The sequence below is a fragment of the Castellaniella sp. WN genome, from assembly GCF_054457555.1.
On record NZ_JBTKZC010000001.1, the window covers coordinates 1,866,169 to 1,883,860 of the forward strand.

General features: G+C 66.8%; 16 protein-coding genes. 8 read left to right on the forward strand and 8 right to left on the reverse strand.

Annotation, left to right across the window (positions count from 1 at the left end; all coding sequences use genetic code 11):
• Positions 1-155 precede the first annotated feature (155 nt).
• The 4 genes from ACTPOE_RS08675 (at position 156) to ACTPOE_RS08690 (ending at position 4,724) form a co-directional block, all read left to right on the forward strand.
• Positions 156-1,175 carry an ABC transporter substrate-binding protein gene (locus ACTPOE_RS08675; protein ID WP_458871810.1) on the forward strand — a complete coding sequence of 340 codons (1,020 nt, stop codon included), beginning with the start codon at positions 156-158 and terminating at the stop codon, positions 1,173-1,175.
• A 62-nt stretch (positions 1,176-1,237) separates the two neighbouring features.
• Positions 1,238-2,248, forward strand: a complete 1,011-nt coding sequence (locus ACTPOE_RS08680; RefSeq protein WP_458871811.1) for an ABC transporter ATP-binding protein — start codon at positions 1,238-1,240, stop codon at positions 2,246-2,248.
• 9 nt (positions 2,249-2,257) lie between these two features.
• Positions 2,258-3,955: an ABC transporter permease subunit gene (locus ACTPOE_RS08685; RefSeq protein ID WP_458871812.1), complete on the forward strand. Its 1,698-nt coding sequence runs from the start codon at positions 2,258-2,260 to the stop codon at positions 3,953-3,955.
• Position 3,956: 1 nt separating this feature from the next.
• Positions 3,957-4,724, forward strand: coding sequence for a DeoR/GlpR family DNA-binding transcription regulator (locus ACTPOE_RS08690; protein ID WP_458871813.1), 768 nt, complete (start codon positions 3,957-3,959; stop codon positions 4,722-4,724).
• Between the two features lie 22 nt (positions 4,725-4,746).
• On the opposite strand, the gene ACTPOE_RS08695 is transcribed toward ACTPOE_RS08690, so the two are convergent.
• Positions 4,747-6,633 carry a sensor domain-containing diguanylate cyclase gene (locus tag ACTPOE_RS08695; RefSeq protein ID WP_458871814.1) on the reverse strand — a complete coding sequence of 629 codons (1,887 nt, stop codon included), beginning with the start codon at positions 6,631-6,633 and terminating at the stop codon, positions 4,747-4,749.
• Between the two features lie 175 nt (positions 6,634-6,808).
• On the opposite strand from ACTPOE_RS08695, the gene ACTPOE_RS08700 reads away from it, so the two are divergent.
• The gene (locus tag ACTPOE_RS08700; RefSeq protein ID WP_458871815.1) at positions 6,809-7,522 is read left to right on the forward strand and encodes a ferredoxin--NADP reductase; all 714 of its coding nucleotides are present in this window, start codon (positions 6,809-6,811) and stop codon (positions 7,520-7,522) included.
• 113 nt (positions 7,523-7,635) lie between these two features.
• A complete protein-coding gene (gene ovoA / locus ACTPOE_RS08705; RefSeq protein ID WP_458871816.1) occupies positions 7,636-9,891 on the forward strand; it encodes a 5-histidylcysteine sulfoxide synthase in 2,256 nt (751 codons plus the stop codon).
• 18 nt (positions 9,892-9,909) lie between these two features.
• Here the strand turns inward: ovoA and ACTPOE_RS08710 are convergent, their stop codons facing one another.
• Positions 9,910-10,947, reverse strand: a complete 1,038-nt coding sequence (locus tag ACTPOE_RS08710; RefSeq protein ID WP_458870376.1) for an IS630 family transposase — start codon at positions 10,945-10,947, stop codon at positions 9,910-9,912.
• Between the two features lie 118 nt (positions 10,948-11,065).
• Here ACTPOE_RS08710 and ACTPOE_RS08715 point away from each other — a divergent pair, with 118 nt between their 5' ends.
• Positions 11,066-11,314 (forward strand): hypothetical protein, encoded by a 249-nt coding sequence (locus ACTPOE_RS08715; RefSeq protein ID WP_458871817.1) that lies wholly within the window; start codon positions 11,066-11,068, stop codon positions 11,312-11,314.
• Between the two features lie 81 nt (positions 11,315-11,395).
• On the opposite strand, the gene ACTPOE_RS08720 is transcribed toward ACTPOE_RS08715, so the two are convergent.
• The 5 genes from ACTPOE_RS08720 to ACTPOE_RS08740 all read right to left on the reverse strand — a co-directional run bounded on the left by ACTPOE_RS08720 (position 11,396) and on the right by ACTPOE_RS08740 (position 15,332).
• Entirely contained in the window at positions 11,396-12,196 is an 801-nt protein-coding gene (locus tag ACTPOE_RS08720) for a transporter substrate-binding domain-containing protein (protein ID WP_458871818.1), read from the reverse strand.
• Positions 12,197-12,325: 129 nt separating this feature from the next.
• On the reverse strand, positions 12,326-13,054 hold the full coding sequence (locus ACTPOE_RS08725; RefSeq protein ID WP_458871819.1) for an amino acid ABC transporter ATP-binding protein: 729 nt from the start codon (positions 13,052-13,054) through the stop codon (positions 12,326-12,328).
• The gene (locus ACTPOE_RS08730; RefSeq protein ID WP_458871820.1) at positions 13,038-13,688 is read right to left on the reverse strand and encodes an amino acid ABC transporter permease; all 651 of its coding nucleotides are present in this window, start codon (positions 13,686-13,688) and stop codon (positions 13,038-13,040) included. The genes ACTPOE_RS08725 and ACTPOE_RS08730 overlap by 17 nt, the downstream gene beginning before the upstream one ends.
• A complete protein-coding gene (locus ACTPOE_RS08735; protein ID WP_458871821.1) occupies positions 13,681-14,454 on the reverse strand; it encodes an amino acid ABC transporter permease in 774 nt (257 codons plus the stop codon). Before ACTPOE_RS08735 ends, ACTPOE_RS08730 begins: the two co-directional genes overlap by 8 nt.
• Positions 14,455-14,498: 44 nt before the next feature.
• Positions 14,499-15,332, reverse strand: a complete 834-nt coding sequence (locus ACTPOE_RS08740) for an NAD-dependent epimerase/dehydratase family protein (RefSeq protein ID WP_458871822.1) — start codon at positions 15,330-15,332, stop codon at positions 14,499-14,501.
• 224 nt (positions 15,333-15,556) lie between these two features.
• Here ACTPOE_RS08740 and ACTPOE_RS08745 point away from each other — a divergent pair, with 224 nt between their 5' ends.
• The gene (locus ACTPOE_RS08745; protein WP_458871823.1) at positions 15,557-15,781 is read left to right on the forward strand and encodes a helix-turn-helix domain-containing protein; all 225 of its coding nucleotides are present in this window, start codon (positions 15,557-15,559) and stop codon (positions 15,779-15,781) included.
• A gap of 48 nt (positions 15,782-15,829) precedes the next feature.
• Here ACTPOE_RS08745 and ilvD read toward each other — a convergent pair whose 3' ends face one another.
• Complete coding sequence (ilvD, locus tag ACTPOE_RS08750) at positions 15,830-17,686, reverse strand: dihydroxy-acid dehydratase (protein ID WP_458871824.1); 1,857 nt, start codon at positions 17,684-17,686, stop codon at positions 15,830-15,832.
• Positions 17,687-17,692: the final 6 nt, after the last annotated feature.

Here is a 17,692-nt window from a genome sequence, read left to right on the forward strand (position 1 = left end):
TGATGGCTCTTGCATGATTTTGCAAATTTCCACAAAATAACAACTCGAGGCGCCTCGGCCAGGTGGCACGACCACAACACACCATCCCCGCAACCGCCACGAACCCATCTCATCCGGCACCAGACCGGCTTCCACTACGACAGCAGGAGACACGCATGCAACATTCCACACAAAAGGCCTTTGTCGCGGCGCTCGCGCTCGCGGGGGTCGGCCTGATCCACACCACCGTCCAGGCCAAATCCCTGACGATCTACACCGCCCTGGAGGACGACGAGGTCACCGAATACATGGCCGCCGCCAAGACCGCCATGCCCGACATCGACTTCCACGTGCTGCGCCTGTCCACCGGCGACATGGCGGCCCGACTGCTGGCCGAGGCCAAGAACCCGCGCACCGACGTGATCTGGGGCTTCGCCGTCACCAACATGCTCGACCCCCGCATCCACGACACCCTGATGAAGTACGAACCCGCCGCGGCCGGGAAGCTGGCGCCGATCTATCGCGGCAAGGATGGCACCTGGTTCGCGGCCACCGGCTACATGGCGGCGTTCTGCGTCAACACCGACCGCCTCAAGGCCAGGAACCTGCCGATGCCGGCGTCCTGGGAAGACCTGACCAAGCCGGTCTACAAGGGCGAACTCGTCATGCCCAACCCGGCCGCCTCGGGCACGGGCTGGCTGCAGATCGCCGCCATCCTGCAGGGGCTGGGCCAGGACAAGGGCTGGGATCTGCTCAAGCGCCTGAACGTCAACATGGCCCAGTACACCAGCTCGGGCTCCAAGCCCTGCAAGATGGCGCGCACCGGCGAATACGCCATCGGCATCTCCTTCGCCTTCCCCGCCATGCAATCCATCGAAGCCGGCTTCCCGGTCAAAATGGTGATCCCGTCCGACTGGGAAGGCTACGAGCTGGAGGCCTCCGGCATCCTGTCGAGCACGAAGAACCAGGACGACGCCAAGCGCTTCCTGGACTGGACGCTCTCACCCGAGGCCGCCGCCCTGTACAAGAAATACAAGGAGATCGTCACCATCCCCGGAGTCGAGCCTTCCGAACAGCTGATGAAGGCCGGCCTGCCCCGGGACGTGGGCAAGGTCCTGTTCCCGATCGACTTCGAGAAGTCGGCCGCCGGCCGCGCGGAAACGCTCAAGACCTGGCAGCAAGTCACCGCACGCTAACCCCTACCGGGCCGGGCCGCGTCGTTCGCGGCCGGTCCCGCCCCCCCACACCCGGAGGCCGCATGAGTCTGGAACTCTCCCACGTCCGCAAGTCGTTCGACGGCTTCCAGGCGCTCAAGGACATCAACCTGAGCGTCGGGCCGCACGATTTCGTTTGTCTGCTCGGCCCCAGCGGCTGCGGCAAGACGACCCTGCTGAGGATCATTGCGGGACTCCTGCAGGCCGACGGGGGCGAAATGCTGTTCTCGGGACAGGATCTGAGCCGGATGCCGCCGCGCAGCCGCAACTTCGGCATCGTCTTCCAGTCCTACTCGCTGTTCCCGAACATGACGGTGCGCGAGAACATCGGCTACGGGCTGCGCATCCACCGCGAGCCCCCGGCGCGGATCGCGGCGCGCGTCGACGAACTGCTCAAGCTGATCCGCATCCCCGACATGGCCGAACGCTTCCCGTGGCAGCTCTCGGGGGGCCAGCAGCAGCGTGTGGCGCTTGCCCGCGCGCTGGCCGTCAACCCGCGCCTGATCCTGCTGGACGAACCGCTTTCGGCGCTGGACGCCCGGGTGCGCAATGAAATGCGCCACGAGATCCGCGAGGTCCAGCGCCGCCTGAAGATCCCGACCATCATGGTGACGCACGACCAGGAAGAGGCCCTGATGCTGGCCGACACCATCGTCTGCATGAACAACGGCGCCATCGAGCAGGTGGGGTCCCCGCAGGCGCTGTATCACGAGCCCAGGACCCGTTTCGTGGCCGATTTCATCGGCCTGAGCAACCTGCTGCCGCCGGACTGGGCGCGCCGGCACGCGCCCGAAATCCTGGATGTCCGTCCGCCCCCCGAAAACGAATCGCAATGGCTGCTGTGCGTGCGGCCGGAGCACATCCGCCTCGCACCCGACGCCGACGGCCCGGCCACGGTCGGCTCCGTGACCTTCCTGGGCAACCTGTGCCGCATGATGCTGCGCTGGGGCGACCTGGACCTGCGGGTCGAACAGCACGCCGCAGCCACGTATCGCGAAGGCGACCGGGTCCGGCCATGCATCGATCCCGAACGCGGCTGCTGGGTCGCGGCTTAGGAGACCGCCATGTCCCGGACTTCCACCGCGATTTCGCCCCCCGGCACGCGCCTCCCGCGCCTGTCCGGCACCCCCGAGCAATGGCTGACCCGAGTCTGCGTCGCCATCCCGACCCTGGCGCTGATCCTGTTCTTCGGCTATCCCCTGCTGACGATCTTCTGGCAGAGCTTCGTCCAGTGGGACGGCACGCTGGGCCTGGGCAACTACGCGGCCATCCCCTCCACGCCCGGGCTGGTGACGGCCGGGATCAACAGCCTGTCCATCAGCCTGAGCACCACTCTGGTCTGCATCCTGCTGGGCTTTCCCATCGCCTACGCGCTGGAACGCAGCCGGATCCGGTTCAAGTCCTGGATCCGGCTGAGCCTGCTGCTGCCGCTGCTGGCGCCCTCGCTGGTGCAGGGCCTGGGGCTGCTGTTCCTGCTGGGGCGCAACGGCCTGCTCTACCAGTGGACGGGCATCGAGCAGAATATCTACGGCTACTGGGGGCTGCTGCTCTCGGACGTGTTCTACGCCCTGCCGCAGGCCATCATGATCATCCAGGCGGCCCTGCGCAACGCCGACGCCCGCTACTACGACGCCGCGACCGTGATGGGCGCCACCCCGCGGCAGCAGTTCTTCCACATCACCCTGCCCAACTGCAAGTTCGGCCTGCTGAGCGCGGCCTTCGTGGTCTTCACCATCACGATCACCGACTTCGGCAACGCCGCCGTGATCGCCGGTGACTACCGCGTCCTGGCCACGGAAATCTTCAGCCAGGTGTCCGGGCAGCAGAACTTCGGCATGGGTTCGGTCGTGGGCATCATCCTGCTGCTGCCCGCCCTGCTGTCGGTCTACATCGAACGGGTGGCGTCCCAGAAACAGTTCGGCGGCAGTTCCGAAAGCCGGATTCCGCTGAACCCGGTCCCGTCGCGCTGGCGCGATGCCTTGCTGGGCCTGATCACCCACGCGACGGCGCTGGCCATCTGGGCGATCATCGTCGTGGTCGTGTTCGCCAGCTTCGTCAAGCTGTGGCCCTACGACATGAGCCTGACGCTGGCGAACTTCAACGTCAATATCGCCAGCGGCTACCAGCCCATCTGGACCACCCTGTATGTGTCCGTGGCCGCCGCCCTGATCGGCATCGTGCTGCTGTTCCTGCTGGCCTACGGCGTGCGCAACCTGCAGGGCCGCCTGGCCAAAGCCATCTACCTGATGGCCGTCCTGCCGGTCGGCGTGCCGGGGCTGGTCCTGGGCCTGTCATACATCTTCACTTTCAACGATCCCCTCTATCCGCTGCACTGGCTGTACGGCAGCGCGCTGCTGATCGCCCTGTGCAATTTCTACCACTACCACACCCAGGGCTTCCTGACGATGACCACCGGCATGCGCATGGTGCCCCAGGCCCTGGAGGAAGCCGCCGCCTGCCTGGGCGGCAAGGTCCGCCACATCATGGGGGACGCCATCCTGCCCGTGATCGCGCCCACCGTGCTGGCGGTGTTCTTCTTCCTGTTCATGCGCTCGATGGTGACTCTGTCGGCCGTGATCTTCCTGGTCACGCCCGAGCTCAACGTCGCCGCCGTCTCCGTGATGCACCTGAACGAAGCGGGCTTCGTATCCCAGGCGGCGGCCTTCTCGACCATCATCATCCTGGTCGTGGCGGCCGCCATGCTCATGATGCGGGCGCTGGTTTATTATTTCCGCCCCAACCTTTCTCCCGAGGCAGCCTGACATGTGGTCCGAAGCGCGCCACCAGAAAATCCGCACGCTGCTGCAGCGCCACGGGCGCATCACGACCGAGGACGCCATCCGGGAACTGGGCGTCTCCCGGGAAACCGTCCGCCGGGACTTCCTGGAACTGGAGGCGCTGGGCCTGCTGCAGCGCGTGCACGGCGGGGCTGTCTACCTGAGCGACGAGCCTCCCATCGACAAGCGCAACACCATCCACATCGCGGCCAAGCAGGCTATCGCGCGCGCCGCCGCCCAGCGCCTGCGCACCCCGGTCACCCTGTTCATGGACGCCGGCAGCACCACGACTCTGCTGGCCCGCGAACTGGCGCGGCTGAGCGGCCTGACCCTGATCACGAACTCGCTGAGCGCGGCCGCCTGCTTCACCGAACCGCCCGGCGACACGGACAACCAGATCATCATCCTGCCGGGCATGCTGAACACGGCCTTGTCCTCGACCTCGGGCGCCTCGACCATCCTGCAGATCCAGACCTTCCATGCCGACATCGCACTGCTGTCGCCGGTCGCGGTCAACGCCCGCCAGGGCGCCGCGAGCTTCCTGCACGACGAGGCGCTGATCGCCCGCGCCATGTCCGAGGGCGCCACCGAGACCTGGATCCTGGCCGACCACAGCAAGATCGGCGCCGCCAGCCGCGAAACCTACTGCCCCGCCGAGCGCATCGACCGGCTGTTCTGCAACCATCAGGCGCGGCAGACCGAAGGCTTCGAGGCCCTGCGGGCGAAAGTCGGCGAAGTCGTGCTGGTATCGTGAAACGAACGCCCGGCTCGCGGCGCTAGCCCGCGACGGCATCCGCCACCAGCCGATCCCGCCCGGAAGTCTTGGCGCGGTACAGATTCTCATCGGCGCGGCGGAACAGGGACTGGGGGGTTTCGCCTTCCCTCCATTCGGCCACGCCCGCGCTCAGGGTCAGATCGATCGCCACGCCGCCCTCGAGATCAACGGGATTCCGGCGCACGTGATCCAGTACGCCCGAGGCCAGGATGACGGCGTCTTCCAGAGAAGTGGCCGGAAGCAGCGCCACGAATTCCTCGCCACCGAAGCGCGCCAGCACGTCCGAACGGCGCCGCAACAGGTTGAGCAGGACCTCGGCGACCCATCGCAGGGCGACGTCGCCCGCGTCATGTCCATGGACGTCGTTGACCCGCTTGAAGTGATCCAGGTCGAAGATGACCAGCACGCCGCGCACGGTCGAGCCCTCGGCCTCGGCGAACCGGGCCAGCGCTTCGTCCAGGCCGCGCCGGTTGAGCAGGCCCGTCAGGGGGTCGCGCAGGGTCAACTCGCGCAACTGCCGGTTGGCCCGCTCCAGCGCCCCCATGGTGACGCGCAGGTCTTCCGTGCGCGCCTGAACCTCGTGCTGCAGGGAACTGCGGGCTCCGGCCTCGATGCCCAGCGCCCGGTCCATCAGGTCATGCAGCTGCATGACTTCGGCGTAGGTCAGCAGGAACATCTGGCTGCCCAGACCGACCTGCATCCAGCGCTCCTGGGCCATGAACCCGGGGATGTAGCCGAAGGCAGCCAACCCGTAGGCCAGGTAGCCGGCGAAGAACACCAGCCAGGACAGCACGTACCAGCGGGCGGCGCGTTCGCCCCGCCGCAGGTGGCGCAGGCCCAGGATGAACATCGCCACCATGCAGGCCAGAGCGTAGACCGTGTCGATCTTGATGATGAGTTCGTAGGGCACGACCAGACTGGCCGCGAGCAGCGCCGCGCCGATCCTGGCCAGAAGGCGGACCAGCCGGGACTGGCGCGGCCACCGGACGGAATCGATGCCGAGGAAATGCCGCGTGAACCAGAGCAGGCTGAGGATGGCCAGGACTTCGGTCAGGGGCACTGAACGGTTCGCCAGCCAGGGCCAGCCGGGCCACAGGTACTGGAACGACAGGCCGGACATGGACGTCAGGAACAGGCCGGCGCAGACGATGTAGGCTGTGTTGTAGAGGGACTGGCGGATCCGCAGCCGCAGGTAGAGGGCGGCGTTGAACAGGGCCAGCATGACCAGGGCGCCCAGGAACATGCCCTGGCTCAGGCCGTGATCCTGGGCCCGGCCGATGGCCGAGGCGCCCGAATGCAGCGACAGGGGCACGTTGATCGCGCCGCTGCTGCGCACCCGGAGAATGATCGCGAGCGACTGCTCCGGCCCGAATTCGAGGGGCAGCAGGAACAGGCGGTGGCGCACCGGCCGCGCGTCGAAGGGCCGGGAATCTCCCATGCGTTCCGTGTCCAGGAGCCCGGGCGCCGCCCGGGGAGCGGCGCCGGTCCCCAGTTCGTAGATCCAGGCATCGACTGCGTCGAGCAGCGGGTAGTCCAGCTGCAGATACCAGGTGCGCCCGGCATGTTCCAGGTTGCGCAAGGGCACATAGACCCAGTAGGCGGACCGGTTGTGCCGGAACACGAGCTGATCCGCGTCCCGGCGGGTCATCGGCAGCCGGCCGTCGAGGATGTCCTCCGGACCGAGAACGCGACCCTCGTCCCGCAGGAAGCACAACCGCGGCAGGGAAGGGATGTCCCCATGGCTGGAGGACAGCCCGAGCGTCGGACAGGCGGCCTCGGGGACGGCCGCGGGCGCGCGCGCCGCCCCGAACAACAGGCACAGCGCCAGGCCGATCATCGCGGCGACGCGCGCCCGCCACCGGGCATGCCCGCCCGACGACATCGCCATGCCGCGCACTCCCCGGGCAATCCGGTCGCGATCCGACAGATCAGCCTCCCCTATGACACAGACGTGAAACGTATTATCGTTTTTCCGCATCCAAGGAATGCCCGGCCAGCGCAGGGCATCCCGAAAAGATTATGGATCAAAACCCGCCCGCGAGGGGCGGTTCAAGGAGAACGCCATGGCCACCTGGCCCAGCGCATTGCTGCGCATCGACGACATCGCGCGCGACACCGTCGCGGTCCATTTCCGCAAGCCCGAAGACTTCCAGTTTCAACCCGGGCAGACGCTCGCACTGACGCTGCCGTCCGATGCGCCGGACGCCCCGGTGCCGCGACACACCTTTTCGCTGGTCAGCGCTCCGCACGAGGGCGAGCTGTGCATCGCCACCCGCGTCCGCGCCACCCCGTTCAAGCAGGCCCTGGCACAGCTGCGCCCCGGCGCCGAACTGCGGTTCAGCGGCCCATACGGCAAGCTCACTCCGCCGGCCGCCGGGGACCGGCCCCTGGTCCTGATCGCGGGCGGCATCGGCATCACGCCCTGCGTCAGCATGCTGCGCGACGCCGCGCACCGGGGTTCGGACCGGCAATTCCTGCTGCTCTATTCCAACCGGACCCGGGAGCAGGCCGCCTTCCTGGAAGAACTGCGCGAACTCGCGCGGCTCAACCCGCGCCTGCGCCTGCTGGCCACCCTGACCGGCCCGGCCGACGGCGCCTGGGACGGGCTGCGCGGCCGGATCGACGCGGCCATGCTGCGGCAGGCCCTCCAGGGGCTGGACGCTCCCCTGTGCTATGTGACAGGCACACCCGCCATGGTGGAGGAGATCCGCTCGCGCCTGGCCGAAGCCGGCGTCCCGGACGACGCCATCCTCGACGAGGGCTTCCACGGCTATTGACGCCCCGGCACCCGCGCCCCGGACCTCGCGCGCCGCGAGGCCGTGGTAGTCTAAATAGCCTCTCCGCACACATGCCGCAAGACAGGGACCATACATACTCCGCCGGGACTCCGATGATGCACACCTCCGCCGCGCCACAGCCCTCCTCCCCCGACGCCCGCACTGCGCCCGACGTCCTGTTCACGCGCACGCCCGATCTGGCCGAGCCGGACACGGCCCACCTGCGCGCCGCCGTCCGGCGCTATTTCCTGGACACCTTCGACCGCTACGAGTCCCTGTTCCAGTGCCTGGCCAGCGACGAGGCCTATTTCGTCAAGCCGATCCCCCTGCGCCATCCGCTGATTTTCTACTTCGGCCACACCGCGACCTTCTTCGTCAACAAGCTGATGCTCACGCGCCTGATCGACCGGCGCCTGGACCACCGGCTGGAATCGGTCTTCGCCGTCGGCGTGGACGAGATGAGCTGGGACGACCTGGACGACGCCCACTATGACTGGCCCTCCGTGGCCGAGGTCCGCGCCTACCGCGGGCGTGTACGCGCCCTGGTCCTGGACCTGATCGACCATGCCCCGCTGCAATCCCCGATCAATTGGCAGAACCCCTGGTGGGCCATCGTCATGGGCATCGAGCACGAGCGCATCCACCTGGAGACATCCTCGGTCCTGATCCGCCAGCACGCGCTGAAATACGTGCGCTCCGTGCCCGAATGGGCACCCATCCCCGACGCCGGCGGCGAGCCGCCCGAAAATGATCTCGCGCGCGTGCCCGCCGGCACGGTGCGCGTGGGCAAGGACTTCGACGATCCGCAATACGGCTGGGACAACGAATACGGCACCCACGTCGTCGAGGTCGAGTCCTTCGAAGCCGGGCGCCACCTGGTCAGCAACCGGGAGTTCCTGGCCTTCGTCGAGGCGGGCGGCTACCGCAACCACCGCGACTGGACCGAGGAAGGTCGCCAGTGGCTGGCCTACAGCCAAGCTGAGCACCCGACCTTCTGGGTCAAGAGGGAAGACCCCCACGCTGCGCCTTGCGGCTTGCCGCCCCCCGAGGGGGCGCTTTTTACCTTGGGACGGCCCGGCGGTAAAAAGACCCAGGGCTGGTTCCTGCGCCTGATGACCGAGGAAGTCCCCATGCCCTGGTCCTGGCCGGTCGAGGTCAACTACCTCGAAGCCAAGGCCTTCTGCAACTGGAAGGCGGCCGAGACCGGCCGGCCCGTGCGCCTGCCCACCGAGGACGAATGGTACCGCCTGTACGACGCCGCCGGCCTGCGCGATCCTGGCGACCGGCCCTGCGCCGCCAACCTGCATCTGGACCACGGCGCCTCGTCCTGCCCGGTGAACACCTGGCGCCACGGCGACTGGTACGACGTGGCGGGCAACGTCTGGCAATGGACCGAAACGCCCACCTATCCGTTCGACGGCTTCGACGTCCACCCGATCTACGACGACTTCACGACGCCGACCTTCGACGGACGCCACAATCTGATCAAGGGCGGCTCCTGGATCTCCTGCGGAAACGAGGCCGTGCGCGCCTCGCGCTACGCCTTCCGGCGGCATTTCTTCCAGCATGCCGGCTTCCGCACCGTGGTGTCCCACGCGCCCGCCGAGGCCCCGGCAGCCTATTATGAAACCGACAAGCTGATGTCCGAATACGCCGAATTCCACTACGGCGATTCGTATTTCGGCGTGCCCAATTTCCCGCAGGCCCTGGCGCGACGAGCCATCGAGGCCATGGGCGAACGCCCGCGCCGCCGCGCGCTGGACCTGGGCTGCGCCTCCGGACGGGCCACGTTCGAACTGGCCCGGGCCTTCGAGCAAGTCACGGGAGTGGATTTCTCGGCCCGGTTCATCAACCAGGGGGTGCAGCTGATCCAGACGGGCCAGCTGCGCTACACCCTGGCCGACGAGGGCGAACTGGTGTCCTACAAGACCCGCACGCTGGCCGAACTGGGCCTGCGGGACACGATCGGGCGGGTGGAATTCTTCCAGGGCGACGCCTGCAACCTGAAACCGCAGTACACGGACTACGACCTGGTCCTGGCCGCCAACCTGATCGACCGCCTGTACGATCCGGCGCGCTTCCTGGACCAGATCCACGAACGCATCGTCCCGGGCGGCCTGCTGGTGATCGCCTCGCCCTACACCTGGCTCGAGGAACACACGCCGCGTACCTCCTGGCTGGGCGGCTTCAAGAAGGACGCGGAGAACCACACCACGCTGGACGGCCTGAAGGACCGCCTGGCCCCTCATTTCCGGCTGCTGGCCGATCCCGCGGACGTGCCCTTCGTCATCCGCGAGACGCGGCGCAAATTCCAGCACACCCTGTCCGAACTGACGATCTGGGAACGGCGCCGGGAACAGCCCTATTGATCCGGCCCTCAAACAGTTTTACGCAGCGTATTTGACGTGGAAGTCTTGGAAGTAGGCTTTGACACGTGCCGGCTCGCTGGCGACGACTTGCATGTGCTCTTCTGCAGCGGCGCGTAGTTTGGCCTTCGTGCGTATCGGAACCTTGCGCCCGATGACGTGTTTGAGATCGGCATTCAAGCGTTCTTCGGGATTGAGTTCGGGGCTGTAACTGGGCAGATAGAACACTTCCATCTGATCGGAGTGTGCGGCCAACCACGCCTTCACCGGCTTGCAGTGATGCACGCCCAGGTTGTCCAGGATCAGAAACACCTTGCGCCCGGCATCCTGGACCAGCGACTCGAAGAACTCGATCAACTTTTCGTGATTGAACGCGCCATCAATGATCATCCAGCGTGCCTTGCCCTGGTTGGTGACGCTGGCGATCATCGACAGCTTCTGCCGCGTCCCGCCAATGGCCATCGCCACCGGAGTCTTGCCCTTGGGCGCATAGCTGCGACCGCGCACGTCGGTGTTCACCAGCGCCGTCTCGTCACCCCAGTGGACCTCGCCGCCCTCGGCCTTGGCACGTTCGGCGATGGCCGGATACGTGTCCTCCAACCAGGTTTGCACCGCGGCGGGCGATTGCTCGTAAGCACGCTTGATCGGCTTCTGCGGGGTGAAGCCCCAGCGGGCCAGATACTTGCCCACCGAGCGCACATGCAGCGTCACACCACACTCGCGCTCGATCAGCTGCATAACCGCCGCACGGCTCCACAGCGCAAAGTCCATCTTCAGCTGCTCGGGGCGTTTGTCGCAGATGATGCGGCACACCGTCTGTTCCTGCTCGGCGGTCAGTGCGCGATCCTCGCCACGGCGACGGCCACGCCGACGGGGTGCCAGCGACAGCATCCCCCCCGCCTCATAGCGTGCGATCACCTTGCTCACCGCCGTGTGACTCAGCCCAACGTCAACGGCGATCTGAGGTTTGCTTCGTCCGCGTTTGTACGCACGAATCACCTGCCGACGCCTCTCATGCTGCTCGGCCGGACTGAGCTTTCTTGCATCATCTTTTTCCATCCGCAAAGCATCGCATCAGATCGACAGAATTTCAATCTATTTATGGGCCTGATCTATAGTCAGCGCCGAGGTCCTGTACCGCGTCGGCGGCCTGCGCTTCGGCCCGAACGTGCGCTGGATGCCGTCCTCCACGGAGACCAACCACGCCAACACGCCGGACACTCAACAGGACAGCTACGCCCTGCTCGGCTTCAAGGTGGACTACCGGATCGACAAGCACTGGCAGGCCTACGTGCAGGGCGACAACCTGACCGACGAGACCTACGCCAGCGCCTTCGTCATCCGCAACACCGGCACGACCGCGATGCCCACCTTCCTGCCCGGCAACGGCCGCAGCGTGACGGCGGGGGTCACCTACAAGTTCTGATCCCGGAAACGCCCGCGCCCGGAAGTCCCGGGCGCGAGGCGGGCGCCGCGCCCTTGCGGGGCGGCGCCGAAAGCGGGAGCGTCAGTTCCCGTTGGCCAGGACCTTGGGGCTCAGGTCGCTGCCGTGGTATTTCTTGTAGGCTTCGTTCAGGCGGCCGTTCTTCAGGTTCGTCCGGACCCAGCCATCCACCCATTCTTTCAGTTGCGGCGTCTGCTTGGGCATGGCGATGCCCAGCATGAATTCGTGCTGCACGAACTTGGTCTCGTAGGGGTCGGCCTTCAGCTTCTTGTTGACCTCGGCCACGTTGGGCCACTGCGACGAGATCGCCTGCACCTGCCTGGACGCCGCCGCCGTCACCAGCGTCGCATCATCCTCGAAGCGGCGGATATTGGCATCCGGCGCATTCTTGCTGATGTCGGTGTCGTTCACCGTGGCGCGGGTCACGCCGATCTTCACGCCCTTCAAATCCTTGTAGTCGGCGATCTTCACGTCCTTGGGCGCCGCGACGATGATCTGCAGCGACGCGTAGGGCACCGAGAAATCAATGACCTTGGCGCGTTCTTCCGTGATCGACAGATTGGCCACGGCCAGGTCCGCCTTGCCGGTCTGGATCGTCGGCACGCGGGCGGCGTTGGTGATGGGCACCAGTTCCAGCTTCACGCCCAGGTCCTTGGCCAGCATTTCGGCCGTGGTCACGTCCGAGCCTTCGGGCTGCATCTGCGCGTTGGCGTAGCTGAACATGGGCACGCCCATGGCGATGGCCACGCGGATCACGCCGTCCTTCTTGATCTGGTCCAGATCGCCCGCCTGGGCGACCGCGCCGAAGGCGCACAATCCGAATCCGACGGCGGCGGCGGCCAGCATGCTCTTTTTGAATATCATTGAAGTCTCCATCAGGTTGTCGTCCCGGGACCGCTCGGCCCCGGTTTTTTTGCCGCCGGTCCGCCCCAAGGCAAAAAGCACCCCTGGGGCGGCAAGCGGGCGAAGCCCGCGCAGCGCGAGGGCAGGATTTCATAGGCCGTTGCCTATGAAATCCTGCAATTCCCGCGTCTGCGGATCGACGAGGATCCCGGGCCCGCCGGTTTCCCAGACCTGGCCCTGGTGCATGAATACGATCCGGTCGGCCACGCGCCGGGCGAAGGCCATCTCGTGCGTCACCAGGACCATCGTCATGCCCCCCTCGGCCAGATTCTCGATGACCTTCAGGACCTCGCCCGTCAGCTGCGGGTCCAGGGCCGAGGTCACCTCGTCGAACAGCATCACCTGGGGCTCCATCGCCAGCGAGCGCGCGATCGCCACGCGCTGCTGCTGGCCGCCCGAGAGCTGCTCGGGATAGCTGTCGTACTTTTCCAGCAGGCCGACGGTTTCCAGCACCCGGCGGGCGCGTTCCTCGCAGGTCTTGCGCGGCAGCTTGCGCACGTGGCGCAGGGCCAGGGTGATGTTGCGCCCCACCGTCAGGTGGGGAAACAGGTTATAGCTCTGGAAGACGATGCCCACGTCCTTGCGCAACTGCTCCAGATCGACCTTGCCGCCGTCCAGCTGGTGGCCGCACACCTGGATGCTGCCCTCGTCGATCGACTCGAGGTGGTCGATGCAGCGCAGCGCCGTGCTCTTGCCTGACCCGCTCTGGCCGATGATGGCGACCACCTCGCCCCGGGCGATGTCGAAGGACACCCCTTTGAGGACCTGGTTCGGTCCAAAGGATTTGTGGACGTTCCGCAGACTAACGACGGCCGACATTGAGCTTCTTCTCCATGGTTCGGCTCCACTTGGACAAGGGGAAGCACAGCAGGAAATAGAACCCGCCCACCAGTGCGAACACCAGGAAGGGCTGGAACAGGGAGTTGTTGATGATCTGCCCGGCACGGGTCAGTTCCACGAAGCCCACCACCGAGGCCAGGGACGTGGACTTGATGACCTGCACCAGGAAGCCCACGGTGGCGGGCAGGGACAGTCGCACCGCCTGGGGGATCACGACCAGGATCAGCGACTGCCAGCGGGAGAACCCCAGGCACTCCGCGGCTTCCCACTGGGTCTTCTCGATGGACTCCACGCTGCCGCGCCAGATTTCCCCCAGGAAGGCGCTGACGTACACCATCAGGGCGATCCCGGCGGCGAACAGCGGCGGCACGTCGATACCGAAGATGCCGACGCCGAAATACACGACGAACAGCAGCACCAGCAGCGGGATCCCCTGGACCGCCTGGATGAACAGGGCCGCCACGGCCCGGACCGCCGCCAGCCGCGACACGCGCGCCAGCATCACCCCGAACCCGGCGAGCGAGCCCAGGACGAAGGACAGGGCCGACAACACCAGAGTCCAGCCCAGGCCCTTGAGCAGATAGACGAACTGCACCCAGTTGAATTCATCCATGGCGGATCTCCCGGGCGACCCCGCGCGGCGCGGCGGCCTGACGGCGCGCCGCGGCCCCGGAACGCGCGCCGGCCGTCCGGGCGGCCCGGGCAACGGCCCGGCGGCGGCGGAACAGCAGCGCCCCGCCCAGCCAGAACAGCGCCTTGAGCAGTACGGCCAGGCACAGGTACAGGTACAGGCAAGCGACGACGATATAAGTTTCCAGCGATAGAAAGGTGATGGACTGCACGTTGTTGGCCACGCCGGTCAGTTCCTCGGTCGAGATCTGCGAAGTCACGGAGGACATCAGCATCATCAGGACGAACTGGCTGGTGATGGACGGGTAGACCTTCTCGAAGGCCGGCAACATGACGACGTGCCAGTAAATACGGGCGCGCGACAGGCCCAGGCATTCGGCCGCCTCGATCTGGCCCGGCGGCACCGCGTCCATGCCGGCGCGGATGATCTCGGCGGAATAGGCGCCCACGTTGATGACCATGGCGATCACCGCCGCCACCGCGGCGGGCATGGTGTAGCCCAGGCTGGACAGGCCGAAGTAAAAGATGAAGATCTGCACCAGGAACGGCGTGTTGCGCACGGTCTCGATGTACGCCCCGCACAGCCCCGACAGCCGGCGGTCGCTGCCGCGCCGGCCGATGGCGCACAGGACGCCCAGGATCAGGCCGAACACGGTCGAGACCAGGGTCAGTTCCAGGGTGGTCAGCGCGCCGTCCAGGAACATTGCCCAATACGGCGCCAGGCCGGAGAAATTGAAGGTGTAGCGCACGCCTGGCCTCCCGATTCACGATTTAAAGATAAGACATCGTACATTCAGGAGGGTGCATCCAGCGGGTCGAATGGCCCCTGGACCGTGAAGACCCCGCCCTGCCAGACCATCGTCGGATCGTCGGCCGCCGGCATGGGCTGGCGCTCGATCCGTTCACGGAAGACCTCGGACGTATCCCGGGCCTCGTAGCCCAGGTGCGCCGCCAGGCGGTTGTCCCACCAGGTCTCCTTGTTGCCGGACAGGCCGAAGGCGATGGTGTGGCCGATGCCGGGCGTGAACAGGCCCCGGCGGATCAGTTCGGTCAGGTCCCGGTAGCTGAGCCAGATGTGCATCATGCGGCGGTCCCGGGGTTCGGGGAACGACGAGCCGATGCGGATGGACAGCGTCTCGATGCCGTAGCGGTCGTGATAGAAGCTGGCCATGCCCTCGCCGTACATCTTGGACAGGCCGTAATAGCCGTCGGGGCGCGTGGGCATGGCGGCGTCGATCCGCTCGGATTGGCGGTAGAAACCCACCGCATGATTCGAGCTGGCGAAGATCACGCGGCGCACGCCGTGGCGGCGCGCGGCCTCGTAGATGTGGAAGACGCCCTTGATGTTGGCTTCGAGGATTTCCTCGAAAGGCCGCTCGACCGACACGCCGCCCATGTGAACGATGGCGTCGCAACCGCGCACCAGTTCGTCCACGGCCTGACGGTCGGCCAGGTCGCAGGGATGCAGTTCCTCGCCTTCTCCGGCTTCGCCCAGCGGCTGGACGTCGGACAGGCGCAGGATGCGCGCCATCGGCTTGAGCGTTTCGCGCAGCACGCGCCCCAAGCCGCCGGCCGCGCCCGTCAGCAGCACGCGTTCAAACCTGTTTTCAGCCACACACTTCTCCATCCAATGCACGATCGAACCGATTGATTGGATGCATTGTGATACGTCATCGTATGACTTGGAATCAGGAATTACCCTGAACACACGGCCAGCCCTGCCCGCCTTCAGCATGAAACGCCGGCACAGCGCGGCCGGGCAGCGTGGTCCGCCCGGCCGCGTGTGCCAGGCGCTGCTGGACGATCCCGGCGACGCCTCCACCGCCGCCGAATGGGCGGACCAGACTGGCGATGGGCGGCAAGACCTTCCACCGGCGCTTTCTCCGGGCGCCGGGCGTGACCTTCGGCAAATGGCGGCAGCAACTGCGCTTGATGTCGTCGCTGACCCCGCTGATGCGGGGGATGCCGATCACGCAAGTGGCGCTGGCCAGCGGCTACGACAGCCACAGCGCCTACACCACGGCATTCGGCAAGCAATTCGGACAGCCGCCTTCCGCATTCGCGGCAAGCACATAGCCGGGCAGCCGTCCGATCACCCGGGGCGTCCTGCCGCCCCGAATCGAATCACTTCAACTGACCCACATCGCGCACCGCGCCTCGGTCGGCCGAGGTCGCCAGCGCCGCATAGGCCAGCAGCGCCTGGGAGACTTCCCGCTGGCGGTCCACGGGTTTCCAGGCCTTCGGACCGCGCGCCTCCATGGCCGCGCGGCGCGCCGCCAGGGTTTCGTCGTCGATCGCCAGGTTGATGCGGCGGTTGGGGATGTCGATCTCGATGGTGTCGCCGTCCTCGACCAGGGCGATGTTGCCGCCCTCGGCCGCCTCGGGCGAGGCATGGCCGATCACCAGGCCCGACGAGCCGCCGGAGAAGCGGCCGTCCGTCAGCAGGGCCGCGCATTTGCCCAGGCCCATGGACTTCAGGTAGGACGTGGGGTACAGCATTTCCTGCATGCCGGGGCCGCCCTTGGGCCCCTCGTAGCGGATGATGACCACGTCGCCGGCCACGACCTCGCCGCCCAGGATGCCCTCGACCGAGGTTTCCTGGCTTTCGTAGACGCGCGCGCGGCCGGTGAAGGTCAGGATGCTCTCGTCCACCCCGGCCGTCTTGACGATGCAGCCCTTGGGCGCCAGATTGCCGTACAGCACGGCCAGGCCGCCGTCCTGCGAATAGGCGTGCGCGCGGTCGCGGATGCAGCCGGCCTCGCGGTCCAGGTCCAGGGTCTCGTAATAGCGGTCCTGGCTGAAGGCGGTCTGGCTGGGCACGCCGCCGGGCGCCGCGCGGTAGAAGTCCGCCACGCCGGCGCCGTGTTCGCCCCTCACGTCCCAGCGGCGGATGGCCTCGCCCAGCGTGCCCGCATGCACATTGCCCGCGGACAGATCCAGCAGATCGGCGCGGGCCAGTTCCGCCAGGATGCCCAGGATGCCGCCCGCGCGGTGGACGTCCTCGACGTGATAGTCGGGCGTGGCCGGCGCGACCTTGCACAGGCAGGGCACGCGGCGGGAAATCCGGTCGATGTCGGCCATGGTGAAGGCCACGCCGGCCTCCTGTGCGGCCGCCAGCAGGTGCAGCACGGTGTTGGTGGACCCGCCCATCGCCACGTCCAGCGTCATGGCGTTGCCGAAGGCCTCGGACGTCGCGATGCTGCGCGGCAGGACGGAGGCGTCGTCCTGCTCGTACCAGCGCTTGCACAACTGCACGATCAGGCTGCCCGCCAGTTCGAACAGGCCCTTGCGCCGGGCGTGCGTGGCCACCACCGTGCCGTTGCCCGGCAGCGCCAGGCCCAGAGCCTCGGTCAGGCAGTTCATGGAATTGGCCGTGAACATGCCCGAACAGGATCCGCAGGTCGGGCAGGCGCTGCGCTCGACGGTCTCGGCCTGCTCGTCGGTGATGTCGGGATCGGCGGCCTCGATCATGGCGTCGACCAGATCGAGCTTGCGCACCACGGTCTTGCCGTCCTTGGCGATGACCTTGCCGGCCTCCATCGGCCCGCCGGACACGAACACGGTGGGGATGTTCAGGCGCATGGCGGCCATCAGCATGCCCGGGGTGATCTTGTCGCAGTTGGAGATGCAGACCATGGCGTCGGCGCAGTGCGCGTTGACCATGTATTCGACCGAATCGGCGATCAGTTCGCGCGAGGGCAGCGAATACAGCATCCCGCCGTGCCCCATGGCAATGCCGTCGTCGACCGCGATGGTGTTGAATTCCTTGGCCACGCCGCCGGCCGCCTCGATCTGGCGCGCGACCAGCTGACCCATGTCCTTCAGGTGCACGTGGCCCGGCACGAACTGGGTGAAGGAATTCACCACGGCGATGATGGGCTTGCTGAAGTCCCCGTCCTTCATGCCGGTGGCGCGCCAGAGGGCGCGGGCGCCGGCCATGTTGCGGCCGTGGGTCGAGGTGCGGGAACGATAATGCGGCATGGCGAC

Bases quoted from the DNA above. Each gene is read 5' to 3' on its own strand.
- ACTPOE_RS08680 (WP_458871811.1), top strand. From the start codon at position 1,238: ATGAGTCTGGAACTCTCCCACGTCCGCAAGTCGTTCGACGGCTTCCAG.
- ACTPOE_RS08700 (WP_458871815.1), top strand. From the start codon at position 6,809: ATGGCCACCTGGCCCAGCGCATTGCTGCGCATCGACGACATCGCGCGC.
- ACTPOE_RS08730 (WP_458871820.1), bottom strand. From the start codon at position 13,688: ATGGATGAATTCAACTGGGTGCAGTTCGTCTATCTGCTCAAGGGCCTG.
- ACTPOE_RS08715 (WP_458871817.1), top strand. From the start codon at position 11,066: ATGCCGTCCTCCACGGAGACCAACCACGCCAACACGCCGGACACTCAA.
- ACTPOE_RS08690 (WP_458871813.1), top strand. From the start codon at position 3,957: ATGTGGTCCGAAGCGCGCCACCAGAAAATCCGCACGCTGCTGCAGCGC.
- ovoA (WP_458871816.1), top strand. From the start codon at position 7,636: ATGATGCACACCTCCGCCGCGCCACAGCCCTCCTCCCCCGACGCCCGC.
- ACTPOE_RS08710 (WP_458870376.1), bottom strand. From the start codon at position 10,947: ATGGAAAAAGATGATGCAAGAAAGCTCAGTCCGGCCGAGCAGCATGAG.
- ACTPOE_RS08675 (WP_458871810.1), top strand. From the start codon at position 156: ATGCAACATTCCACACAAAAGGCCTTTGTCGCGGCGCTCGCGCTCGCG.
- ilvD (WP_458871824.1), bottom strand. From the start codon at position 17,686: ATGCCGCATTATCGTTCCCGCACCTCGACCCACGGCCGCAACATGGCC.
- ACTPOE_RS08720 (WP_458871818.1), bottom strand. From the start codon at position 12,196: ATGATATTCAAAAAGAGCATGCTGGCCGCCGCCGCCGTCGGATTCGGA.
- ACTPOE_RS08685 (WP_458871812.1), top strand. From the start codon at position 2,258: ATGTCCCGGACTTCCACCGCGATTTCGCCCCCCGGCACGCGCCTCCCG.
- ACTPOE_RS08740 (WP_458871822.1), bottom strand. From the start codon at position 15,332: ATGGAGAAGTGTGTGGCTGAAAACAGGTTTGAACGCGTGCTGCTGACG.
- ACTPOE_RS08745 (WP_458871823.1), top strand. From the start codon at position 15,557: ATGGGCGGCAAGACCTTCCACCGGCGCTTTCTCCGGGCGCCGGGCGTG.
- ACTPOE_RS08695 (WP_458871814.1), bottom strand. From the start codon at position 6,633: ATGGCGATGTCGTCGGGCGGGCATGCCCGGTGGCGGGCGCGCGTCGCC.
- ACTPOE_RS08725 (WP_458871819.1), bottom strand. From the start codon at position 13,054: ATGTCGGCCGTCGTTAGTCTGCGGAACGTCCACAAATCCTTTGGACCG.